Origin of the sequence: Paraburkholderia nemoris, assembly GCF_905221015.1 — a bacterium.
GTDB lineage: Bacteria > Pseudomonadota > Gammaproteobacteria > Burkholderiales > Burkholderiaceae > Paraburkholderia > Paraburkholderia nemoris.
In genome coordinates this window covers 35,055-56,075 of record NZ_CAJNBO010000016.1, presented here as the reverse complement: position 1 = coordinate 56,075, position 21,021 = coordinate 35,055, and the positions used below count along the sequence as shown (strand labels likewise).

Here is a 21,021-nt window from a genome sequence, read left to right as displayed (position 1 = left end):
AAACTCACGCTGTCTGAAAACGACGGCGTGAGGTGACGAAAAAGCGAAACGAAAAAGGCGCGTGATGCGCCTTTTTCGTTTTTTGCGTTACAGTCGCAGCAACCGGTCTCGACCGCTTATTGGACCATTCGCCGACATGTACCGCGCAAGCGTTGCGCCCAGTCTTTACGCCATGCCGAAACCGCCGAAGATCCCGCAATCCGTACTCGTCGTCATCCATACGCCCGCGCTCGACGTGCTGTTGATCCGGCGTGCCGATCACGCAGATTTCTGGCAATCGGTGACCGGCTCGAAAGACCAGATCGACGAGCCCTTCGTCGAGACAGCTGCGCGCGAAGTGGCGGAGGAAACTGGCATCGTGGTCGGCAGTACGCTCGTGCCGCATAGCGCGCTGTTCGACTGGCAGTATTCGATCGAATACGAGATCTACCCTCAGTTCCGGCATCGCTATGCCGAGGGCGTGATCCAAAACACCGAGCACTGGTTCAGTCTGGAAGTGCCCGAGCAGCTCGAAGTGACGCTCGCGCCGCGCGAGCACACCGCGTTCCTGTGGCTGCCCTATGAAGAGGCGGCCTCGCGCTGCTTTTCGTCGTCGAATGCCGACGCGATCCTGCAATTGCCGAAACGGCTCGCTGGGCGCCTGAATGGCCAGCCCGAGGAGCGTGCCCGGTGAGCGTCGGCGGCGCGCGCCGTTTCGCGCGAATCCGTCAATCGCTGCTCGGCCGCCGCTATTGGCAGCGCTACCGCTTTACCAGCGGCAACGAGGTCAAGCTGCTGCGCTCCGGTGACGAGTTCTTCGCCGCGCTGATCGAACGTATCGATGCGGCGCAGAGCGACGTGGTTCTCGAAACTTATATTTTCTGTGGCGACAGCGCCGGTCAGGCCGTTAGCGCGGCTTTGCTGCGCGCGGCCTCGCGCGGCGTGAAGGTGCGCGTGATCACCGATGGCATCGGCACCGAACGCTTGCCGATGTTCAACGAATGGCCGCTCGCCGGCGTCGACCATCGTATCTACAACCCGCATCTGTTCGGCCGCTTCGGCTTCTCGCGCACGCACCGCAAGATCGCGGTGGTGGACGATCAGTTCGGCTACTGCGGCGGCATCAATATCGTCGACGATTACGAGAACAACGGCGCGAAGCTGCCTTACCGGCGCTGGGACTTCGCGGTGGAATTGCGCGGGCCGGTGGTCGCCGATATCCGCCAGGCGTTCGAGGTGCAATGGCAGCGGATCCGTCTCGGGCATCGACCGCTGGAATCGCTCGAGCCGGATCTCGCGCCGAAGACCATGGCGTCGCTCGGCACGCTGCGCCGCCGGCGCCGCAATCGCAACGAGGCGCTCTGGGCCGGCGGGCTGCCCTGCGTGGCCTTCGTTGCACGCGACAACCTGATCAACCGCCGCGCCATCGAAAAGGCGTATCTGACCGCGATCGGCCAGGCGCGCAGCGAAGTGCTGCTGGCTAATCCGTACTTCATGCCGGGCCGCAAGCTGCGGCGCGCGCTCGTTTTCGCGGCGCGGCGCGGCGTCGACGTGAAGCTCATCATCGGGCGCAAGGAGTTCAAGGCGCTCGATTACGCCGTGCCGTTCCTGTATCGTGCGCTGCTCAAAGCCGGCGTGCAGATCGCCGAGTACGAGAAAACCATGCTGCACGGCAAGGTCGCGGTGGTGGATTCGAACTGGGGGACGGTCGGCTCGTCGAATCTCGACGCGTTGAGCCTGATGCTCAACAACGAGGCCAACGTGGTGCTGGTGAACGACCCGTCGATCGACGCACTGCGCGAAGCGATCATCGCCGCGTTCAGGGAATCTCGCCGGATCGACGAGGCGCGCTATGATGCCCGTCCGGCGGGTGAGCGCTTGCTCAACTGGCTTGCCTACACGACCTATCGGGCCGTGATGAAGCTACTAACGGTGGGTGGCTATGACTAGCTCATCAGCACCTCGCACATAACCGCAAGGGGGCAGCGTCAATGAAAGGGACAAAAAGAAGGCAAACGCCTCTAAAAAATCTCCTTCCTCTGATTGACGGATGCCGCAGAATTGAAACCGGGTTAGAAACCGGTTTCTAATAAAGTCCTTGTTTCGCGGACGGTCGCACACAATAATAGTACGGCCGTTCGATTTTCTTTCGGTCACATTAGAACGGTAAAAAGCTATGCGAAAAGGCGAACAAACACGAGTCGCGATTCTCGAAGCAGCACTTGATCTGGCAAGCCGCGACGGACTGGAAGGTCTGACGATTGGATTGCTGGCCGAGCGCATGCAGATGAGCAAAAGCGGTGTGTTCGCGCATTTCGGGTCGCGCGAGGACTTGCAGGTCGAAGTCGTGCGCGAATACCACCGTCGTTTCGAAGACGAGGTGTTTTTCCCGAGCTTGCGTGAGCCTCGTGGATTGCCGCGCTTGCGCGCGATGATTTCCCGCTGGATCGAGAAACGCATTCAGGAAGTCACCACGGGGTGCATCTACATCAGCGGTGCCGTCGAGTACGACGACCGCGGAGACAACCCGGTGCGTGAACAACTGGTGTCGAGCGTGACGATCTGGCGTGCGGCGCTCACGCGGGCAATTTCGCAGGCGATGGAAGAAGGGCATCTGCGTGCCGATACCGATCCGCAGCTGATGCTGTTCGAACTGTACAGCTTCACGCTCGGCTTGCATCACGACGCGCGCTTCCTGCACTTGCCGGATGCAGTGCGTCTCACGTGGGCCGCGCTGGAAAAATTGATTGTTTCGTATCAGAGCGAAAGCCGTTAGCAGAACCGCCGAAATCAAGCAGATTCAGCGGCGCTGAAAGATCCGATCCACGGACTCAGCTAACGGCCTGGCTCCTTGTCAAACTTGGGAGAGAGTCATGGGACAGTACGCCGCGCCGCTGCGCGACATGCAATTCGTGTTGCACGAGCTGCTTAACGTCGAAGCCGAGATCAAGCAGATGCCGAAGCACGCGGATCTCGACGCGGACACGATCAACGCCGTGCTCGAAGAGGCCGGCAAGTTCTGCTCCGAAGTGCTGTTTCCGCTCAATCACAGCGGCGATCAGGAGGGCTGCACGTACGTCGGCGACGGCGTCGTGACCACGCCGAAGGGCTTCAAGGAAGCCTACAAGCAATACGTGGAAGCCGGCTGGCCAGCGCTCGGCTGCGATCCGGACTACGGCGGCCAGGGCCTGCCCGCGTTCGTGAACAACGCGCTGTATGAAATGCTGAACTCGGCGAACCAGGCGTGGACGATGTACCCGGGCCTGTCGCACGGTGCGTACGAATGTCTGCATGCGCACGGCACGCCGGAGTTGCAGCAACGCTATCTGCCGAAGCTGGTTGCGGGCGTCTGGACCGGCACGATGTGTCTGACCGAGCCGCACTGCGGCACCGACCTCGGCATCCTGCGCACCAAGGCCGAACCGAACAGCGACGGCTCGTACGCGATCAGCGGCACGAAGATTTTTATCTCCAGCGGCGAACACGATCTCTCTGAGAACATCGTTCACCTGGTGCTCGCGCGTCTGCCGGATGCACCGAAGGGCACCAAGGGTATTTCGCTCTTCATCGTGCCGAAGTTCATCCCGAACGAAGCGGGCGAGCCGGGCGAGCGCAACGGCGTGAAGTGCGGTTCCATCGAACACAAGATGGGCATTCACGGCAACGCGACCGCGGTGATCAATCTGGACAACGCGAAGGGCTGGCTGGTCGGTGAGCCGAACAAGGGCTTGAACGCGATGTTCGTGATGATGAATGCCGCGCGTCTGGGCGTCGGCATGCAGAGCCTGGGCCTGACCGAAATCGGTTATCAGAATTCGTTGACGTACGCGAAAGAGCGCCTGCAAATGCGCTCGCTGACCGGCCCGAAGGCGCCGGAAAAAGCCGCTGACCCGATCATCGTGCATCCGGACGTGCGCCGCATGCTGCTCACGCAGAAGGCCTACGCTGAAGGTGCGCGCGCGTTCTCGTACTGGTCCGCGCTGCACATCGACAAGGAACTGTCGCACGCAGACGAATCGGTGCGTAAAGAAGCGGCGGATCTCGTCGCGCTGCTCACGCCGATCCTGAAAGCATTCCTCTCGGACAATGCGTTCGAGAGCACCAACCACGCCATGCAGATCTACGGCGGCCATGGTTTCATTACCGAGTGGGGCATGGAGCAATACGTGCGCGACGCGCGTATCAACATGATCTACGAAGGCACCAACGCGATTCAGGCGCTCGACCTGCTGGGCCGCAAGATTCTCGGCGACATGGGCGCGAAGATGAAGAAGTTCGGCAAGCTGGTGTCGGATTTCGTCGAAGCCGAAGGCGTGAAGCCGGAAATGCAGGAGTTCATCAACCCGCTCGCCGACATCGGCGACAAGGTGCAGAAGCTGACGATGGAAATCGGCATGAAGGCGATGCAGAACCCGGACGAAGTCGGCGCTGCCGCTGTGCCGTATCTGCGCACCGTCGGCCACCTGGTGTTCTCGTACTTCTGGGCGCGCATGGCACGTATCGCGCTGGACAACGAAGCATCGGGCGATCCGTTCTACAAGGCGAAGCTCGCAACCGCACGCTTCTACTTCGCGAAGCTGCTGCCGGAAACGGCCATGACGATCCGTCAGGCACGCGCCGGTTCGAAATCGATGATGGACGTCGAAGAGTCGCTGTTCTAAGGCACACACTTCGCGGCAAGCGCCACGCCTTCAAGCGGCGTGGCGCCTTCCACCGCCACAAGTCACACATCGCGAAACATAAGAGACACCTTCGCGACACCGCATAACTCCCCGGAGGAACGACGTGAGCAATCTGATCATTCGCAAGGTCGCCGTGCTCGGCGCCGGCGTGATGGGCGCGCAGATCGCAGCGCACCTGATCAACGCCAAGGTGCCCGTGCTGCTGTTCGACCTGCCTGCCAAAGAAGGCCCGAAGAACGCGATTGCCCTGAAGGCGATCGAGAATCTGAAGAAGCTGTCTCCCGCGCCGTTCGGCGTGAAGGACGACGCGCAATACATCCAGCCCGCGAATTACGACGACGACATCGAGAAGCTCGCCGAGTGCGACCTCGTGATCGAAGCGATCGCCGAACGCATGGACTGGAAGCACGATCTGTACAAGAAGGTGTCACCGCATATCGCGCCGAATGCGATTTTCGCGACCAACACGTCGGGTCTGTCGATCACCGAACTGTCGAACGGTTTCTCGGATGAACTGAAGGCGCGCTTCTGCGGCGTGCACTTCTTCAATCCGCCGCGCTACATGCACCTGGTCGAACTGATCCCGACCGCAACGACGCGTCCGGAAATCCTCGACCAACTCGAATCGTTCCTGACGAGCGTGGTCGGCAAGGGTGTCGTGCGCGCGAAAGACACGCCGAACTTTATCGCCAACCGTGTCGGTATTTTCTCGATCCTCGCTGTGATCACCGAAGCCGCAAAGTTCGGTCTGCGTTTCGACGAAGTGGACGATCTGACCGGCTCGCGTCTGGGTCGCGCGAAATCGGCAACGTTCCGCACGGCGGACGTGGTCGGTCTCGACACCATGGCGCACGTCATCAAGACGATGCAGGACACGTTGAAGGACGACCCGTTCTTCCCGGTCTACGAAACGCCGCCCGTGCTGGCTGAACTGGTGAAGAAGGGCGCGCTGGGTCAGAAGACCGGCGGCGGCTTCTATAAGAAGGAAGGCAAAGCCATCAAGGTGCTCGACCCGAAGACGGGCGCGTACGTTGATGGCGGCGCGAAAGCCGACGAACTGGTCGGCCGCATTCTGAAGCGCCCGCCGGCAGAGCGTCTGAAGCTCCTGCGCGAATCGGAGCATCCGCAAGCGCAATTCCTGTGGTCGATTTTCCGCGACGTGTATCACTACATCGGCGTGCATCTGGAATCGATCGCTGACAACGCGCGTGACGTCGATCTCGCGATTCGCTGGGGCTTCGGCTGGAACGAAGGTCCGTTCGAAGGCTGGCAGACGGCCGGCTGGAAGCAGGTCGCCGAATGGGTGCAGGAAGACATCGCCGCAGGCAAGGCGCTGTCGAACGTGCCGCTGCCGTCATGGGTGCTGGAAGGTCCGGTTGCTGAAAAGGGCGGCGTGCATACGAACGAAGGTTCGTGGTCGCCGGCTTCGAAGACGTTTGTGCCGCGCTCGTCGCTGTCGGTCTACGACAAGCAGGTGTTCCGTGCCCCGCTGGTCGGCGAAACGTCGGCTGATCCGAAAACCTACGGCAAGACGCTGTTCGAAACCGACGCCGTGCGTGCCTGGGTCGACGACCGTGCCGGCGAGAACGACGTCCTGATCGTGTCGTTCAAGAGCAAGATGAACACGATCGGACCGTCGGTGATCGACGGTCTGACGCAAGCCATCGAACTGGCCGAGAAAGACTACAAGGGTCTGGTCGTGTGGCAGCCGACGTCGCTGAAACTCGGCACGCCAGGCGGCCCGTTCTCCGCAGGTGCGAACCTCGAAGAAGCCATGCCCGCGTTCATGATGGGTGGCGCGAAGGGTATCGAGCCGTTCGTGAAGAAATTCCAGCAAGGCATGCTGCGCGTGAAGTACGCGAGCGTGCCGGTCATCTCGGCTGTGTCGGGCATCGCGCTCGGCGGCGGCTGCGAGCTGGCGCTGCATAGCGCGAAGCGTGTCGCGCACATCGAAAGCTACATCGGTCTGGTCGAAGTCGGCGTGGGTCTCGTGCCGGCGGGCGGCGGTCTGAAGGAAGCGGCACTGCGTGCGGCGGAAGCCGCAACCGCAGCCGGCGCGACCAATGACCTGCTGAAGTTCGTGCAGAAGTCGTTCGAAAACGCGGCAATGGCGAAGGTCTCGGCCTCGGCGCTCGACGCCCGCGCGATGGGCTACCTGAAGCCGTCCGACACGATCGTCTTCAACGTGTTCGAACTGCTCGACATCGCGAAGAAGGAAGCGCGTGCGCTGTCCGCCGCGGGTTACCGTCCGCCGCTGCGTGTCACGCAGGTGCCGGTGGCGGGCCGCTCGGCGATCTCGACCATCAAGGCATCGCTCGTCAACATGCGCGACGGCCGTTTCATCAGCGAGCACGATTACCTGATCGCCAGCCGTATCGCGGAAGCGGTGTGCGGCGGTGACGTGGAAGCCGGCAGCCTCGTCGACGAAGAATGGCTGCTCAAACTCGAGCGTCAAGCGTTCGTCGATCTGCTCGGCACGCAAAAGACGCAGGAACGGATCATGGGCATGCTGCAAACCGGCAAGCCGGTGCGCAACTAAGCGACGATAGAGGAGCTTCAAATGGCAAAGCAATTGCAAGACGCATACATCGTCGCCGCGAGCCGCACGCCGATCGGCAAGGCGCCGCGCGGGATGTTCAAGAACACGCGCCCGGACGAACTGCTGGTGCACGCGATCAAATCGGCTGTGGCGCAAGTGCCCGGTCTCGACACCAAGGTGATCGAAGACGCCATCATCGGCTGTGCGATTCCGGAGGCCGAGCAAGGCCTGAACGTCGCACGCATGGGCGCGCTGTTGGCCGGCCTGCCGAATACGGTGGGCGGCGTCACGGTGAACCGCTTCTGCGCTTCGGGCCTCACTGCGCTGGCTATGGCGGCTGATCGTATCCGCGTCGGCGAATCGGACGCGATGATCGCGGGCGGCTGCGAATCGATGAGCATGGTGCCGATGATGGGCAACAAGCCGTCGATGTCGCCGCATATCTTCGATCGTAACGAAGACATCGGCATCGCCTACGGCATGGGCCTGACCGCGGAGAAGGTCGCCGAGCGCTGGAAGATCAGCCGCGAAGCGCAAGACGCGTTCTCGGTCGAATCGCATCGCCGCGCCATCGCCGCGCAGCAAGCTGGTGAGTTCAACGACGAAATCGCCGCGTACACGATCACCGAACGTTTCCCCGATCTCGCCACCGGCGAAGTGCGTATCAAGACGCGTGAAGTCGCGCTCGACGAAGGTCCGCGTGGCGACACGTCAATGGAAGGCCTCGCCAAGCTGCGCACTGTGTTCGCTAACAAGGGTTCGGTGACGGCGGGCAACAGCTCGCAGACGTCGGACGGCGCGGGCGCGCTGATCGTCGTGTCGGAAAAGATGCTGAAGGAGTTCAACCTGACGCCGCTCGCCCGTTTCGTCAGCTTCGCCGTGCGCGGCGTGCCGCCGGAAATCATGGGTATCGGTCCGAAGGAAGCGATTCCGGCCGCCCTGAAGGCCGCCGGCCTGAAGATCGAAGACATGGACTGGATCGAGCTGAATGAAGCGTTTGCCGCGCAATCGCTGGCGGTGATTCAGGACCTCGGCCTCGATCCGTCGAAGATCAACCCGCTCGGCGGCGCGATTGCACTCGGCCACCCGCTGGGTGCGACCGGCGCGATTCGTGCGTCGACGGTGGTGCATGGCCTGCGCCGCCGCAACTTCAAGTACGGCATGGTGACGATGTGCGTCGGCACCGGCATGGGCGCAGCGGGCATCATCGAACGTCTGTAATCATGTTCGCTCAGGTTCAAGCGGTGATCCTTGTCGCGATCGCTGCGGGGACTCCCGCAGTGGTCCCCTAGGGATCGCGTAAACGGTTCGCAGGCCGCCTGGCTTGCGAACCGTTTTTTCATTCAGCAGTAGCGAGGAGTACGAGGAGATGACAATGGATATTCTGGTCGAGCGCGCCGACGGCGTGCTGACGATTGCCTTCAACCGGCCCGAAAGAAAAAACGCGATCACGGCCGCGATGTATCAGACGATGGCCGACGCCTTGGTCGAAGCGCATGGCGATACATCGATCCGGGCGATTCTGATTCGCGGCAGCGCCGGCATTTTCAGCGCCGGCAACGACCTCGAAGACTTCATGAAGAAGCCGCCGGGCGGCGAAGACGCACCGGTATTCCAGTTCCTGCGTGCGCTCAGTTCGGCGGAAAAGCCGGTGGTGGCTTCGGTGGCGGGGCCGGCAGTCGGCATCGGCACAACGCTTCTGCTGCACTGCGATCTGGTCTACGCGGCCAATACGGCGAGCTTTTCGCTGCCGTTCACGCAACTCGGGCTGTGTCCGGAAGCGGCGTCGAGTTTGCTGTTGCAGCGCGTGGCCGGCTATCAGGCCGCCGCGGAAAAGTTGCTGCTCGGCGAAGCGTTCGACGCTGCCGAAGCGCACCGTATGGGTTTCGTGAATCGCGTGCTGCCCGCAGCTGAGGTCGATGCGTTTGCAGCCGCGCAAGCGGCGAAGCTGGCTGCGCTGCCGGCTTCGTCGCTGCGGGTGACGAAGAGTCTGATGAAGCGCGCCAGCCAGCATGAACTGCAAACGCAGATGAGCGAGGAAGCGGTGCACTTCGCCAAGATGCTGATCGCGCCGGAAGCGCGCGAGGCGTTCAAGGCGTTCTTCGAGAAGCGCAAGCCGGACTTCCGTCAGTTCGACTGAAGCGGCTGCGCAACGGGTAGATTCGGGCGCCTGAAACATTCTCAGGCGCCTTGAACGCTCAAGCTTGCGTCGGCTGCAAGGTGTCGTAGTCGACGTAGCTGGTTTCCCGGCAGAAGCTGACAAGCCGTACGCCCGCTTTGCGGGCAATCGCAATTGCCAGCGACGACGGCGCCGAAATCGTCGCGAGCATCGGCACGTCGACGCGCGCCGCCTTGCGCACCAGCTCGTAGCTCGCGCGGCTCGACAGAAACACAAAACCTTCCCGGGTATCCGCGCGGTCGAGCACCAACTGGCCGATCAGCTTGTCGAGCGCGTTGTGACGGCCGACGTCTTCGAACGCGTAACGGATCGCGCCTGCCGCATCGCACCATGCGGCGGCGTGCAGGCCGCCGGTCAGACGCGTCAGCGCCTGATGTTCAGGCAACTCGCGCGCGGCACGCGCGATCGCATCCGGCGCCAGCCGTTGCAGAAAGCCGGTGTCCGGCACGCGTTCCGGTTTCAGATCCAGCAGATCGATGCTTTCGATCCCGCATACGCCGCAGCCGGTGCGCCCGGCGAGCGCGCGACGCTTTTCCTTCAGCGCGACGAAGGCCTGCTGCACCACCTTCAATTGCACTTCGGCGTGCGGCAATTCGTCATCGTCGTGCAGCTCGACCTCGATGTCCTGAATGTCGCTGCCGCGTTCCACGATGCCTTCCGAAATCGCAAAACCGACCGCGAACGCTTCCAGATCGCGCGGCGTGCACATCATCACCGCGTGCGAGATGCCATTGAAAACGAGCGCCACCGGCCATTCCTGACCGACGTGATCGGTGACGGTTTCGACCGCTGCGCCGCGATGCCGGTGCACCTGGCGCTCCACGGCGCCCGTTTGCCCGTCTGTGTCCAGTTCGTTCAAGCGACTTCACTCCTTTCATGCTGCGCGCGTTTCTGTGGCTTGCAGCGTTGCCCGGCGGCGCGAAGCAGCGCCAGACCACGCCGCTATCGCGCGAATAAGGTTCTAAAATACCTCAAGCTGGGCTTGCGCGTTGCCCGCCACCAAAGAGGAATACTGTCATGGGACTCAACGAAGCACCGCTTCTGTTCAACTTCGAAGTCGCGTCCTCGGAGAATTTCACCTACATCCCGATGTCGGTGCGCTTCAATCTCGATCGTTTCGGGCTGCGCATCACCCTTGAGCAGTGGCAAATGCTGCCGCTCGAAGACCGCAAGCTGCTGGCGCGATTTCCGGTCGAAGAAGACGCGGAAATCGAGCCGAATTTCGACCACGCACTGTTCGAGATGCTGCGCACGCACGCGAATGTCGAGCCGGAGTGGTTCACGCCCGAGGAGGCGCCTGCCTGGCGCCGCACGGATGCCGTGCCGGACGGTGTAGTGCATCAGGCGGGGCTGGCCGGCCTGCCCACGCCGCGTGTCGCGCAGTGGGCCGAACTCGAGCCGTTCAAGCGCTACGTGCTTGCCAAATTGTCGCGCAAGCCGGAAGGCAACCACGACTTCGTCCCCGCGATGAGGGAGTTTGGTGCGGCCGGCTAGGTGCCGCTGACTACTACAGACTATCCCGGGACGTCCGGCCAGCTGCTGCCGCCCAGGCACCTCCAGCCAGACGCCCCCAGCTAAATCCGCGAAATATTTCGCCTCGCCCCCTCAATCTGTTCCGAACCCTGCCGTTATCCATGGGTTGGCGCGTAAAAAGACTCGACCCGGTGCGACCCGACGCACCGAAAGCGACCCCGCGCTCCCGCCCTCAGAACGATTGACGTTCGGAACCCATGACTCCTTTTTTATCGAAGCGGCTGCTGATCAATCTGGCGGTCGTCGCCGCGGCGGTCGGCGCGAACGCGTTCGTCGCCTATACGCAGATTTGCGGCCAGCGCGACGCCGACGCGCGCATGCTGCGTTCGACGAACGTGCGAGAGAACCTCGACGCTTACCATACGGCGCTCGACGGCGGCCTGGCCGCGCTCGGCCGTTTCGAAGCTTCGGGTGAGGCGGCGCCTGTCAACGAGGCCGCCGCCATGGCCGCCTCGCTGGCAGCGCTGGAGCGCGAGTTGCGCAACGAGCTAGCCGGCGAACCGGCCATGCTCAACACGCTCGCAAGGCTGAGCGTGGACAGCCGCGCGCTGCAACACGATATCGACGATGCGCTCCTGAAAAGCGCCAACGCCACGCCGGATGAGTCGCGCGCGTGGGCGGCCTCGACCTATACGCATCTCGGGCTGGGTCTCGGCCGCGTGGAAGACGGTCTGGCGGCGTTGCGCAAGCAGGAGAACGAGGCGTTGCAGGCGTCGCTCGCGAGTTCCGCGAACGAAACCCAGCGCGCCATGTTTTTGCTGATCGTGACGATGCTGGCCGGCAGTGCGCTTCTGATCTTCACGTTCGGCGCCCGCGAAAGCAGCGCGCGCGAGAAACTGCGCACGGTGCGCGCGCTCGGCCGCAACGACGAGCGCTTCCGCGGCCTGTTCGATGACCATCCGGTGCCGATGTACATTTTCGATCGCGAGACCCTGCGCTTTCTCGCCGTCAACGCGGCAGCGATTCAGCAATACGGTTACTCGGAAAGCGAATTTCTCGGCATGACGATTCGCGCGATCCGGCCGAATGGCGAAATCTCGCGCCTCGAATCGCACATGCAGCGCAGCGACGCCGCGCAACACGGCCGCACGATGGCGGGTGTCTGGCATCACCGGCGCAAGGACGGTTCGACGATAAGCGCCGACATTTCGTATCACGCACTCAACTTCATGGGCCGCGCCGCTTTCTTCGTGCTGGCCGACGACGTCACCGAACAGATCAATACCGAAGCCGAAGCGCAGCGTTCGAACCAGATGCTCGAAACGGTGATGGACAACATCCCGCAGCGCATTTTCTGGAAGGATCACGAGTCGCGCTATCTCGGTTGCAATATGGCGTTCGCGCGCGATGCGGGGCTTTCTTACCCCGAGCAGGTGGTGGGTAAGAGCGATAGCGACATGCCGTGGCGCGCCTTCGCCGACCTGCTGAACGAGCACGACAAGGAGGTGGTGACCACCGGCGTGCCGAAGATGAGTTTCGAGGTCGACCTGGTGATCGACGGCGTGCACCGCACCACGGTCACGAGCAAGCTGCCGTTCACCGACGGCGACGGCCGCGTGATCGGCGTGCTCGGTTCGTACACGGACATCACCGAGCGCAAGCGCGCCGATCTGGCTTTGCGTCTGCAAAGCCGCGCGCTCGATGCGAGCGTTAACGCGATTCTGATTACCGCGCCGTCGCCGACGGGCAATCTGATCGAATACGTGAACCCCGCGTTCATGCGGATCACCGGCTACGATCCCGCCGAAGTGATCGGTCACGATTGCCGTGTGCTGCAGCGCGACGACCGCGACCAGGAAGGCGTCGCGTTGATCCGCGAGGCGCTCGCCGCGAACCGCGAAGTGAGCGCCGTGGTGCGCAACTATCGCAAGGACGGCGCGCTGTTCTGGAATCAGCTGTTCATTGCGCCCGTGCCGAACGCGGAGGGCGTGATCACGCACCACATCGGCGTGATCAATGATGTGACGGATCTGATCCGCTATCAGGAACAGCTCGAATATCAGGCCAACTACGACAGTCTCACGCGCCTGCCGAACCGCAACCTGCTGCGCGATCGCCTGCAGCATGCGTTGATCGTCGCGCAGCGGCATCACAAGGGCGTCGCGGTCGTGTTCATCGATCTGGACGGCTTCAAGAACGTCAACGACAGCCTCGGCCATAGCGTCGGCGACCGCTTGCTGAGCGTGGTGGCCGAACGGCTCGCCCGTTGTACGCGGACCAGCGACACGGTGGCGCGGCATGGCGGCGACGAGTTCGTGATCGTGATGACCGATACCGTCGACGAGCAGTCGCTGATCGCGTGGATGGAGCGGGTGCGCGCGTCAATTTCCGAGCCGGTCTGGCTTGACGGCACCGAGTTGTATGTCGGCTGCAGCATGGGTGCGAGTCTTTTCCCGCAGGACGGCGAAGACGCGGAAACGCTGATGAAAAAGGCCGACCTCGCGATGTATCGCGCGAAGGACATGGGCCGCAATACGTTCCAGTTCTACCAGCCGGAGATGAATGCGAGCGCGGGTGCGCGCATGAATCTCGAACGGCGTTTGCGCCGGGCCTTGCGTGACAACGAATTCCTGCTGCACTACCAGCCGCAGGTGGATATCGTGAGCGGGCAGATCGTCGGCACCGAGGCGCTGGTGCGCTGGCGTGATCCGGAAGTCGGCTTGGTGCTGCCGTCGCTGTTCATTCCGGTGGCCGAAGAGAGCGGCTTGATCGGGCCGCTGTCGGAATGGGTCTTGCGTGAGGCGTGCCGCCAGAACAAGGCCTGGCAGGACGAAGGATTGCCGCCGGCGCGGGTGTCGGTGAATCTGTCGGCGCGCGTTTTTCAGCAGCGCGATATCGCGAAGCTCGTCATGCAGGTGCTCGCCGAGACGGGGCTCGAACCGCAGTATCTCGAACTCGAGCTCACCGAAAGCACCATCATGCGCAATGCCGAGGAGGCGGTCTTGATGCTCAACGAGCTGCACGCGCTCGGCATTGGCCTTGCCATCGACGACTTCGGCACCGGCTATTCGAGTCTCAGCTATCTGAAGCGCTTCCCGGTGGACCGCCTGAAGATCGACCGCTCGTTCGTGGCGGATATCGGCGTGTCGGGCGACGATGAAACGATTACCTCCGCGATCATCGCGCTCGCGCATTCGCTGAAATTGCAGGTGATCGCTGAAGGCGTGGAGACGTCCGCGCAACTCGACTTTCTGAAGGAGCGTGCGTGCGACGAGATGCAGGGCTTCTACTTCGCGAAGCCGCTGTCGACGGACGCGATTTCAGCCTTGTTTCAAGGGGGAGTGGGGCGGGAAGCGGAGACAGTGTAGATCGGCGTCCCGCTCCCCGCCGCGCGTGCCTCAGGCGGCCGGCGTATCGAGGAACACGGGCAGTTGTTCGGCTACCTCGGAAAATGCCTGCAAGCGGGGATACGCCGCCTTGGTGACGATCTCCGAAATGTACATTTGCGTGAAATTCCACGCGACGGCCACCGCAACGTCCGCCGCACCAAAATGGTTCGGTTCGACCGGCAACGGGGCCGACGCGAGTTCCTCTTCGAGTTCGCGATATGCGGCGTGCAATTGCTCGGTCACGCGATCGACCCACGGCTCGTGCTGTTTGTCCGCGGGACGCAGATTGCGTTCGTAGACGATCTGCACAGTCTTTTCACTAGCAGCCAGCGCAAGACCGGTAAGGCGCGCGGCGCGCAGGCAGTGCTCCGGCCGTGACGGGAAGATCCGCTGATCCGGCGCGGCGAGCGTGGCGAGATACTGCAGGATCACCGTCGAGTCCATCACGCTCTGGCCGTTGTCGAGGATCAGCGTCGGCGCTTTCACCACCGGGTTGATCTTCGCGAACGCTTCATACGTGCTGAACACGGAAATCGACTGGTGCTCGAAGTCGAGCTTCAGCAACTTCATGCAGATAGCGACGCGGCGCACGTAGGGCGAATCCAGCATTCCGATCAGTTTCATCTCATTTCCGTTAGAAGATCTATAAGGCTAGCCTGAGCGGGCGAAGTGGCGGCTGTTCGCTTGCCAGGCGGTGCTTGTGATGCATCAGACCAATAGATTAAAGCGCTCGGCGAGTCAAAAAAAGCGACATTAATCGACGGTTTACGTCAGAATTTCTTACATGAAGCCGATCCCACCCCTCACTGCTCTGCGCTGCTTCGAAGCCGTCGCCCGCCTGGGCGGTGTGACCCAGGCCGCGCGCGAATTACATGTCACGCACTCCGCGGTGAGCCAGCAGATCAAGGTGCTGGAAGATTCGATGGGCGTCGCGCTGTTCGTGCGCGAAGCGCGCGGCCTGCGGCCCACCGAGGAAGGCCGTCTCTACGCGCTAGAAATACGGTCGGCGCTGCGCGACATTACGCGGGCGACGCGCCGAGCTCAGGCTCGCCCACACGAAAGCGAGCTGGTCATCGCGACCGTGCCGTCGTTTGCGCAGCATTGGCTCGTGCCACGTCTCGCGAGTTTCCGCGAGATGCACCCGTACTACCGGGTCCGTCTGCTGACGAGTCTGCAGGTCGAGGATTTGCGCCAGGGTGTGAGCGACATCGGCATTCGCATGGGGCAAGGGCATTGGCCCGATGTCGCGCAGCAGAAACTGTTCGACGACGAAGTACTGGCAGTCGCGGCGCCACACTTCACGCTCGCGCCGGGGGGCCGCCTTCCCGTCACCGCCGAGGACGTGATCGCGTGTCCGTTGATCTCCAGCCCCAACACGCCGTGGGCCGAATGGTGCCAGGAGGCGCGGGTGGCGGAGCCGGCCGCCGAGGCGGTCGTGCTGTCCGCAAACGATTCGAACATCGTGCTGGGCGCGGTCTTGCTGGGGCAGGGCATCGCGCTCGAACGGCGCAGCCTGGTCGCGCATGCGCTGGCGCGCGGCGATCTGGTGCAGATCACCGATATCCGCGTGCCGTACCGATACCCGTATTGGCTGGTGTGGCAGCAACGCGAGATTCTGAACGCGAAACAGGCGCATTTTGCGCAGTGGATCGAAGCGCAGGTCGACGTCTATTTGCGTAGCGGCGGTTGAGATTCCAGGTCGATTGGCGCGCGCAGACTTTCGCTTACGGGGGGATTACCGGTTTGCGGGCGACGGTCAGTCGTATATATTCGGGATTCCCATCTCTGACTTCGCTGGGAACCACGAAGCATCGATTCACGTGGCGTTGCGCCCGCTTTTCGCTGCTCGCACTTGGTCACGGGCGTTTCGCCGTCGAATATTTGCCAATCCGACTGGAGAGAGAAATGACGTCTTCACCTGCAAAGAAATGGGCTGTGCTGTTCGCATCGGTTGTATTTAGCGTGGCTTCAGTTGCACCGGCGCTAGCGCAAAGCGCTGGTAGTGCTCCGGCGGCCGATCAGGCCACGGCCGCCACGCCGGCCGCCGCATCCAAGGCAGCCGCCAAGGCGCAACGTAAGGCTGCCCGCAAGCAGGCGCGGGCGAAGAAGAACGCCGAGTTGAAGCAACTGGAAAGCAACGGGTACAACCCGGCGCGCAACGATCCGAACTACCCGACGGATCTCCAGAACGCGCAGAAGAAGGCAGCAGCGGCCGCGGCGGCGAGCCAGTAAGCGGCTGCGGGCCGGATGGAGGTTGCCGGCCCGGACGTGCTTTTGCTGGGGATCCTGGCAAACGCAGCCCGCAAAGTACGACGTATGAAACCAAACGAGGCGCCTAGGCGCCTCGTTTTTCGTTCAAAGTCCGCCGCTCAATCCAGCACCGGCAAAGCACGCGGGCGCCGGTCGCTGTCTGTTGCGACGTAGGTCAGGGTTGCCTCGGTGACCTTCACGAGGTCTTCGGTCAGGCTCATGCGCTGCGCGTAAACCTCGACCGCCACCGTCACCGACGTGGTGCCTGTCTTCACGATATCCGCGTAGAAGCTCAGTAGATCGCCGACGAACACCGGCTGCTTGAAGACGAACGAATTGACCGCGATGGTCGCCACCCGCCCGTTGGCGCGGCGGCTTGCCGGAATCGAACCGGCGATGTCCACTTGCGCCATGATCCAGCCGCCGAACACGTCGCCGTGGACATTCGCGTCCGACGGTTGCGGCATGACGCGCAGCGCGCAAGGCTTTTGCGGAAGTTGAAGGAGATCGGTCATGGGGATGAAAAGCGGCGCCAGCCAGCTTCTGCGACAATAGAAAGATCAGGAATTGTACGGGAAAGCGCCCAGCCGGGTCGCGCGACAAAAAGCAGGATGCCAGCCTGGCACGCTGCCGGTCGGCGCGCCGCTGCGAACTCCGTCGCTTTCACACTCTCCCCAGCCGATCCCATGCGCCGTACGCCCTCGTCCGAACCTTCCCCGATCTCGACCCAGCCGCGCAACGACTGGCAAACGATCCTGTCGCTGCTGCCCTACCTCGCCACCTATAAGTGGCGCGTCGGCTTCGCGCTGAGCTGCCTGATCGGCGCGAAGGTCGCCAATTTGGGCGTGCCGATCGTGATGAAACGGATCGTCGACAGCCTCGCGTCGGTGCAGCATCTCACCGCGCTCGGCCGCGCACACGATTCGCCCGCCATCGTGCTGCTGGGCGGCGTCGGTTTGCTGGTGGTCGCCTATGCGGTGGTGCGCTTGTCCACATCGCTCTTCACCGAACTGCGTGAAATCCTGTTTTCGAAGGTGACCGAAAGCGCGGTGCGGCAACTCGCGCTGAAAGTGTTCCGCCATCTGCATGCACTGTCGTTGCGGTTCCACCTCGATCGGCAGACGGGCGGCATGTCGCGCGATATCGAACGCGGCACACGCGGCATCACGCAACTGATTTCGTATTCGCTGTACAGCATCTTGCCGACCCTGGTCGAAGTCGGCCTCGTGCTGGGTTTTTTCGTCGTCAAATACGAGGCGTATTACGCGATCGTCACGTTCATTGCGCTCGCTGTGTACATCACGTTCACCGTGAAAGTTACCGAGTGGCGCACGCATTTTCGCCGCACGATGAACGACCTCGATTCAAAGGCGAATTCGCGCGCGATCGATTCGCTGCTCAACTACGAGACAGTGAAGTACTTCGGCAATGAAGAGTGGGAAGCGCACCGTTACGACGAAAACCTCAAACGCTATCGCACGGCCGCGATCAAATCGCAGCGCTCCTTGTCGGCGCTGAACTTCGGGCAGCAGGCGATCATCGGCACGGGGCTCGTGTTCATTCTGTGGCGCGCGACCGAAGGCGTGATGGCCGGACGCCTCACGCTCGGCGATCTGGTGCTGATCAACACCTTCATGTTGCAGCTCTATATTCCGCTGAATTTTCTCGGCGTCGTGTATCGGGAGCTGAAGCAAAGCCTCACCGACATGGACCGCATGTTCACGTTGCTTGGCGCGGCCCAGGAAGTGCCCGATGTGCCAGACGCGCCCGAGTTGCGGGTGAGCGGTGCGCAGGTGCTCTTCGAGCATGTGAACTTCTCGTATGAGCCGGCGCGGCAGATTCTGCACGACGTCAGCTTCACGATTCCGGCCGGCGCCACCACGGCGGTGGTCGGCCATAGCGGTTCGGGCAAATCGACACTCGCGCGGCTGATGTTCCGCTTCTACGATCTGGACCGCGCAACAGGCGGCGCGATCACCATCGACGGTCAGGATATTCGTGACGTCACGCAGGATTCGCTGCGTGCTTCGATCGGCATCGTGCCGCAGGATACGGTGCTGTTCAACGATTCGATCTACTACAACATTGCTTACGGCCGCCCGTCGGCCACGCGCGAGGAAGTGATCGCGGCGGCGCGCGCGGCGCATATTCACGACTTTATCGAAGGGCTGCCGAAGGGGTACGAGACGCCGGTCGGCGAGCGTGGCCTGAAGTTGTCCGGTGGAGAAAAGCAGCGCGTGGCGATTGCGCGGACCATCCTCAAGAATCCACCGATCCTGCTGTTCGACGAGGCGACGTCGGCGCTCGATTCGCGTTCGGAGCGCGCGATCCAGTACGAGCTCGATCAGATCGCCCGCGAGCGTACGACGCTAATCATCGCGCACCGGCTTTCGACGGTCGTGCACGCGCAGCAGATCATCGTGATGGACAAAGGGCGGATCGTCGAACGTGGGACGTACGCCGAGTTGCTGCAAGCGAACGGCTTGTTCGCGCAGATGTGGGCCTTGCAGCAGCAACGTGCCGCACAGGCGCCGGAGTCGGCTGAAACGGTGGGTGCGGGGGATGGCGGCCGGTGAGTTTTGCAGCGGCGTTGGGCGGCGCGCTATCGCACGATACCGCTCGGCGCCGCTCAACACCCTGCCGTACTCAGCGCGCGCTCACACGCTGATCCAAATCCTGTAGTTGCGCCGGCGTACCGACGTTCTCCCACAATCCTTCATACAACTCGCCGCTCGCGAGACCGCTTGCAATCGTCGCGCGATAGTAAGGCGTGAGCGCCCGCCGCGTGCCGCGCGGCAGATCGCGAAACATACGCGTGTCGTACAGACCGATATTGCCGAACGTGAAGCGCGGTTGCGCCTCGAGCGACAGCGTTCCGCCGACCAAGCCAAAGTCGCCGTTCGGATGAAACGGTGGGTTCGGCACCATCACCAGATGCATGCCGGGTTCGCGCAATGTCGCAAGCATCTCGGCGCGAGCATCCAGCGCGGCGTAATCGAAATCCGCGTACACGTCACCGCTTACCGCGACGAATACTTCGCTAGCTCCCGCGTCTTCGAGCAGCGGCAACGCCTGCACGATCCCGCCGGCAGTTTCCAATGCCTCATGCTCGGCGGAATAGCGCAACTGCACGCCCCAGCGCGAACCGTCGCCGAGCGCGGCTTCGATCTGCTCGCCGAGCCACGCGTGGTTGATCACAATGGTTTGAAAACCGGCACGCGCGAGGCGTTCGATCTGCCACACGATCAATGGCTTGCCGCCCACTTCGAGCAAAGGCTTCGGGCACGTGTCGGTCAACGGACGCATGCGCTCGCCGCGCCCGGCGGCGAAGATCATCGCTTTCTTCAGAGACATCGTCATCGGTCAGAACGTGTAGCCGACTTCATTCGCACGGCCTTCGAGTTCGTCGAGCAGCTTCGCGAACGGACGCAGCGGTGCATAGCGTTCCGCGACCTTGCGGGCATAGCCGATGAAGCGCGGCAGATCCTTCATGTAATGCGGTTTGCTGTCGCGGTAGTTGATCCGGCAGAACAGCCCCAGCACCTTGATATGCCGTTGCAGACCCATCCATTCGAGCTGGCGGTAGAACTCGCCGAAATCCGGATCGACCGGCAGGCCAGCTTTTTTCGCGCGCTCCCAGTAGTACACGAAGCAATCCAGCTCGAACTCTTCGTCCCAGCTGAGGAATGCATCGCGCAGCAGCGAGGCGACGTCGTAAGTGATCGGGCCGTATACCGCGTCCTGGAAGTCCAGCACGCCGGGATTCACCGGGTTCGGCAAGGCCGCGACCATCAGATTGCGCGGCATGAAATCGCGCAGCATGAACACCTGCGGTTGCGCCCGGGCGCTCGCGATCAGCAGCGCAAAGGTGCGATCGAGCAGCGCCCGGGTCTTGTCGTCGACCTCGCGGCCCAGATGGCGGCCGATGAACCACTCGGGCAGCAACTCCATCTCGCGGCGCAGGAAGGCTTCGTCGAACGGCGGCAGCACGCCTTCGCGCGAGGTGAGCTGCCAGCGGATCAGCGCATCGAGCGCGTCGTGCATCAGCGAGCGGGCGCGACGCGGGTCTTCGCCGTTTTGCGCCTCAGTGAGCGCGCCGAGGTATGAATCGGTGCCCAGATCGGTGACGAGCATGAAGCCAGCGTCGAAATCGACCTCCAGCACGCGCGGCACATGCACGTTGGCGGCCTCGAGCAAATGTGCGATTTGCACAAATTCGCGGCACTTTTCGGGCGGCGGGGCATCGACGGCGATCAGGGTGCCGACGCTTTCACCTTCCGCCACCTTACCGGCGAGCCGGAAATAGCGCCGGAAACTGGCGTCGGACGAAGCCGGGAGAAGCGTGCCGAGATCAAGCGCATAGCGCGCTGCGTGGGCGTTCAGCCAGACCTTGAGCAGTTCGAGGCGGCTGTCGGAGGAATCTTGGGTAGCGTTTTTGGCAGGGGGGAGCGTCATGAAAACCGGCAGCAAATTCAGAGGGGCAACGTCTTGCCATATAATACCCCACGACTTTTTTGACGCGACTCACGC

At 62.5% G+C, this 21,021-nt stretch carries 17 protein-coding genes; 12 read left to right on the top strand and 5 right to left on the bottom strand.

Annotation, left to right across the window (positions count from 1 at the left end; all coding sequences use genetic code 11):
* The first annotated feature begins 172 nt into the window (after nt 1–172).
* The 7 genes from nudB to KHO33_RS24110 all read left to right on the top strand — a co-directional run bounded on the left by nudB (nt 173) and on the right by KHO33_RS24110 (nt 9,340).
* Nucleotides 173–673 carry a dihydroneopterin triphosphate diphosphatase gene (gene nudB, locus KHO33_RS24140; RefSeq protein ID WP_200564236.1) on the top strand — a complete coding sequence of 167 codons (501 nt, stop codon included), beginning with the start codon at nt 173–175 and terminating at the stop codon, nt 671–673.
* Entirely contained in the window at nt 670–1,929 is a 1,260-nt protein-coding gene (gene clsB / locus KHO33_RS24135) for a cardiolipin synthase ClsB (RefSeq protein WP_200563881.1), read from the top strand. Before nudB ends, clsB begins: the two co-directional genes overlap by 4 nt.
* Before the next feature lie 226 nt (nt 1,930–2,155).
* The gene (locus KHO33_RS24130; protein ID WP_046566835.1) at nt 2,156–2,755 is read left to right on the top strand and encodes a TetR/AcrR family transcriptional regulator; all 600 of its coding nucleotides are present in this window, start codon (nt 2,156–2,158) and stop codon (nt 2,753–2,755) included.
* 97 nt (nt 2,756–2,852) lie between these two features.
* The gene (locus KHO33_RS24125; protein ID WP_200563879.1) at nt 2,853–4,640 is read left to right on the top strand and encodes an acyl-CoA dehydrogenase C-terminal domain-containing protein; all 1,788 of its coding nucleotides are present in this window, start codon (nt 2,853–2,855) and stop codon (nt 4,638–4,640) included.
* A 124-nt stretch (nt 4,641–4,764) separates the two neighbouring features.
* Entirely contained in the window at nt 4,765–7,200 is a 2,436-nt protein-coding gene (locus KHO33_RS24120) for a 3-hydroxyacyl-CoA dehydrogenase/enoyl-CoA hydratase family protein (protein ID WP_093646487.1), read from the top strand.
* A gap of 21 nt (nt 7,201–7,221) precedes the next feature.
* Nucleotides 7,222–8,421: an acetyl-CoA C-acyltransferase gene (locus tag KHO33_RS24115; protein WP_093646490.1), complete on the top strand. Its 1,200-nt coding sequence runs from the start codon at nt 7,222–7,224 to the stop codon at nt 8,419–8,421.
* 148 nt (nt 8,422–8,569) lie between these two features.
* Nucleotides 8,570–9,340: an enoyl-CoA hydratase gene (locus tag KHO33_RS24110; RefSeq protein ID WP_200563877.1), complete on the top strand. Its 771-nt coding sequence runs from the start codon at nt 8,570–8,572 to the stop codon at nt 9,338–9,340.
* Between the two features lie 58 nt (nt 9,341–9,398).
* Here the strand turns inward: KHO33_RS24110 and fdhD are convergent, their stop codons facing one another.
* Nucleotides 9,399–10,238 (bottom strand): formate dehydrogenase accessory sulfurtransferase FdhD, encoded by an 840-nt coding sequence (gene fdhD, locus KHO33_RS24105; RefSeq protein ID WP_200563875.1) that lies wholly within the window; start codon nt 10,236–10,238, stop codon nt 9,399–9,401.
* Between the two features lie 158 nt (nt 10,239–10,396).
* On the opposite strand from fdhD, the gene KHO33_RS24100 reads away from it, so the two are divergent.
* Both KHO33_RS24100 and KHO33_RS24095 read left to right on the top strand, forming a co-directional pair.
* The gene (locus KHO33_RS24100) at nt 10,397–10,873 is read left to right on the top strand and encodes a nitrate reductase associated protein (RefSeq protein ID WP_054037692.1); all 477 of its coding nucleotides are present in this window, start codon (nt 10,397–10,399) and stop codon (nt 10,871–10,873) included.
* A gap of 236 nt (nt 10,874–11,109) precedes the next feature.
* Nucleotides 11,110–14,220 (top strand): sensor domain-containing protein, encoded by a 3,111-nt coding sequence (locus tag KHO33_RS24095; RefSeq protein WP_200563873.1) that lies wholly within the window; start codon nt 11,110–11,112, stop codon nt 14,218–14,220.
* A gap of 30 nt (nt 14,221–14,250) precedes the next feature.
* On the opposite strand, the gene KHO33_RS24090 is transcribed toward KHO33_RS24095, so the two are convergent.
* Nucleotides 14,251–14,865, bottom strand: a complete 615-nt coding sequence (locus KHO33_RS24090; RefSeq protein WP_200563871.1) for a glutathione S-transferase family protein — start codon at nt 14,863–14,865, stop codon at nt 14,251–14,253.
* 160 nt (nt 14,866–15,025) lie between these two features.
* On the opposite strand from KHO33_RS24090, the gene KHO33_RS24085 reads away from it, so the two are divergent.
* Nucleotides 15,026–15,931: a LysR substrate-binding domain-containing protein gene (locus KHO33_RS24085; RefSeq protein ID WP_054037696.1), complete on the top strand. Its 906-nt coding sequence runs from the start codon at nt 15,026–15,028 to the stop codon at nt 15,929–15,931.
* A 215-nt stretch (nt 15,932–16,146) separates the two neighbouring features.
* On the top strand, nt 16,147–16,473 hold the full coding sequence (locus KHO33_RS24080) for a hypothetical protein (RefSeq protein WP_054037699.1): 327 nt from the start codon (nt 16,147–16,149) through the stop codon (nt 16,471–16,473).
* Between the two features lie 137 nt (nt 16,474–16,610).
* Here the strand turns inward: KHO33_RS24080 and KHO33_RS24075 are convergent, their stop codons facing one another.
* On the bottom strand, nt 16,611–17,006 hold the full coding sequence (locus KHO33_RS24075) for an acyl-CoA thioesterase (RefSeq protein ID WP_054037701.1): 396 nt from the start codon (nt 17,004–17,006) through the stop codon (nt 16,611–16,613).
* A 171-nt stretch (nt 17,007–17,177) separates the two neighbouring features.
* Between KHO33_RS24075 and KHO33_RS24070 the strand changes: the two genes are divergently transcribed.
* Nucleotides 17,178–19,067: an ABCB family ABC transporter ATP-binding protein/permease gene (locus KHO33_RS24070; protein WP_200563869.1), complete on the top strand. Its 1,890-nt coding sequence runs from the start codon at nt 17,178–17,180 to the stop codon at nt 19,065–19,067.
* A 70-nt stretch (nt 19,068–19,137) separates the two neighbouring features.
* On the opposite strand, the gene murU is transcribed toward KHO33_RS24070, so the two are convergent.
* Entirely contained in the window at nt 19,138–19,851 is a 714-nt protein-coding gene (gene murU / locus KHO33_RS24065; protein ID WP_054037703.1) for an N-acetylmuramate alpha-1-phosphate uridylyltransferase MurU, read from the bottom strand.
* A 3-nt stretch (nt 19,852–19,854) separates the two neighbouring features.
* Entirely contained in the window at nt 19,855–20,946 is a 1,092-nt protein-coding gene (locus KHO33_RS24060; protein ID WP_054037705.1) for an aminoglycoside phosphotransferase family protein, read from the bottom strand.
* Nucleotides 20,947–21,021: the final 75 nt, after the last annotated feature.

Bases quoted from the DNA above. Each gene is read 5' to 3' on its own strand.
- KHO33_RS24070 (WP_200563869.1), top strand. From the start codon at position 17,178: ATGCGCCGTACGCCCTCGTCCGAACCTTCCCCGATCTCGACCCAGCCG.
- KHO33_RS24110 (WP_200563877.1), top strand. From the start codon at position 8,570: ATGACAATGGATATTCTGGTCGAGCGCGCCGACGGCGTGCTGACGATT.
- KHO33_RS24115 (WP_093646490.1), top strand. From the start codon at position 7,222: ATGGCAAAGCAATTGCAAGACGCATACATCGTCGCCGCGAGCCGCACG.
- KHO33_RS24060 (WP_054037705.1), bottom strand. From the start codon at position 20,946: ATGACGCTCCCCCCTGCCAAAAACGCTACCCAAGATTCCTCCGACAGC.
- KHO33_RS24085 (WP_054037696.1), top strand. From the start codon at position 15,026: ATGAAGCCGATCCCACCCCTCACTGCTCTGCGCTGCTTCGAAGCCGTC.
- KHO33_RS24080 (WP_054037699.1), top strand. From the start codon at position 16,147: ATGACGTCTTCACCTGCAAAGAAATGGGCTGTGCTGTTCGCATCGGTT.
- KHO33_RS24125 (WP_200563879.1), top strand. From the start codon at position 2,853: ATGGGACAGTACGCCGCGCCGCTGCGCGACATGCAATTCGTGTTGCAC.
- KHO33_RS24095 (WP_200563873.1), top strand. From the start codon at position 11,110: ATGACTCCTTTTTTATCGAAGCGGCTGCTGATCAATCTGGCGGTCGTC.
- KHO33_RS24130 (WP_046566835.1), top strand. From the start codon at position 2,156: ATGCGAAAAGGCGAACAAACACGAGTCGCGATTCTCGAAGCAGCACTT.
- KHO33_RS24075 (WP_054037701.1), bottom strand. From the start codon at position 17,006: ATGACCGATCTCCTTCAACTTCCGCAAAAGCCTTGCGCGCTGCGCGTC.
- KHO33_RS24090 (WP_200563871.1), bottom strand. From the start codon at position 14,865: ATGAAACTGATCGGAATGCTGGATTCGCCCTACGTGCGCCGCGTCGCT.
- KHO33_RS24100 (WP_054037692.1), top strand. From the start codon at position 10,397: ATGGGACTCAACGAAGCACCGCTTCTGTTCAACTTCGAAGTCGCGTCC.
- nudB (WP_200564236.1), top strand. From the start codon at position 173: ATGCCGAAACCGCCGAAGATCCCGCAATCCGTACTCGTCGTCATCCAT.
- murU (WP_054037703.1), bottom strand. From the start codon at position 19,851: ATGACGATGTCTCTGAAGAAAGCGATGATCTTCGCCGCCGGGCGCGGC.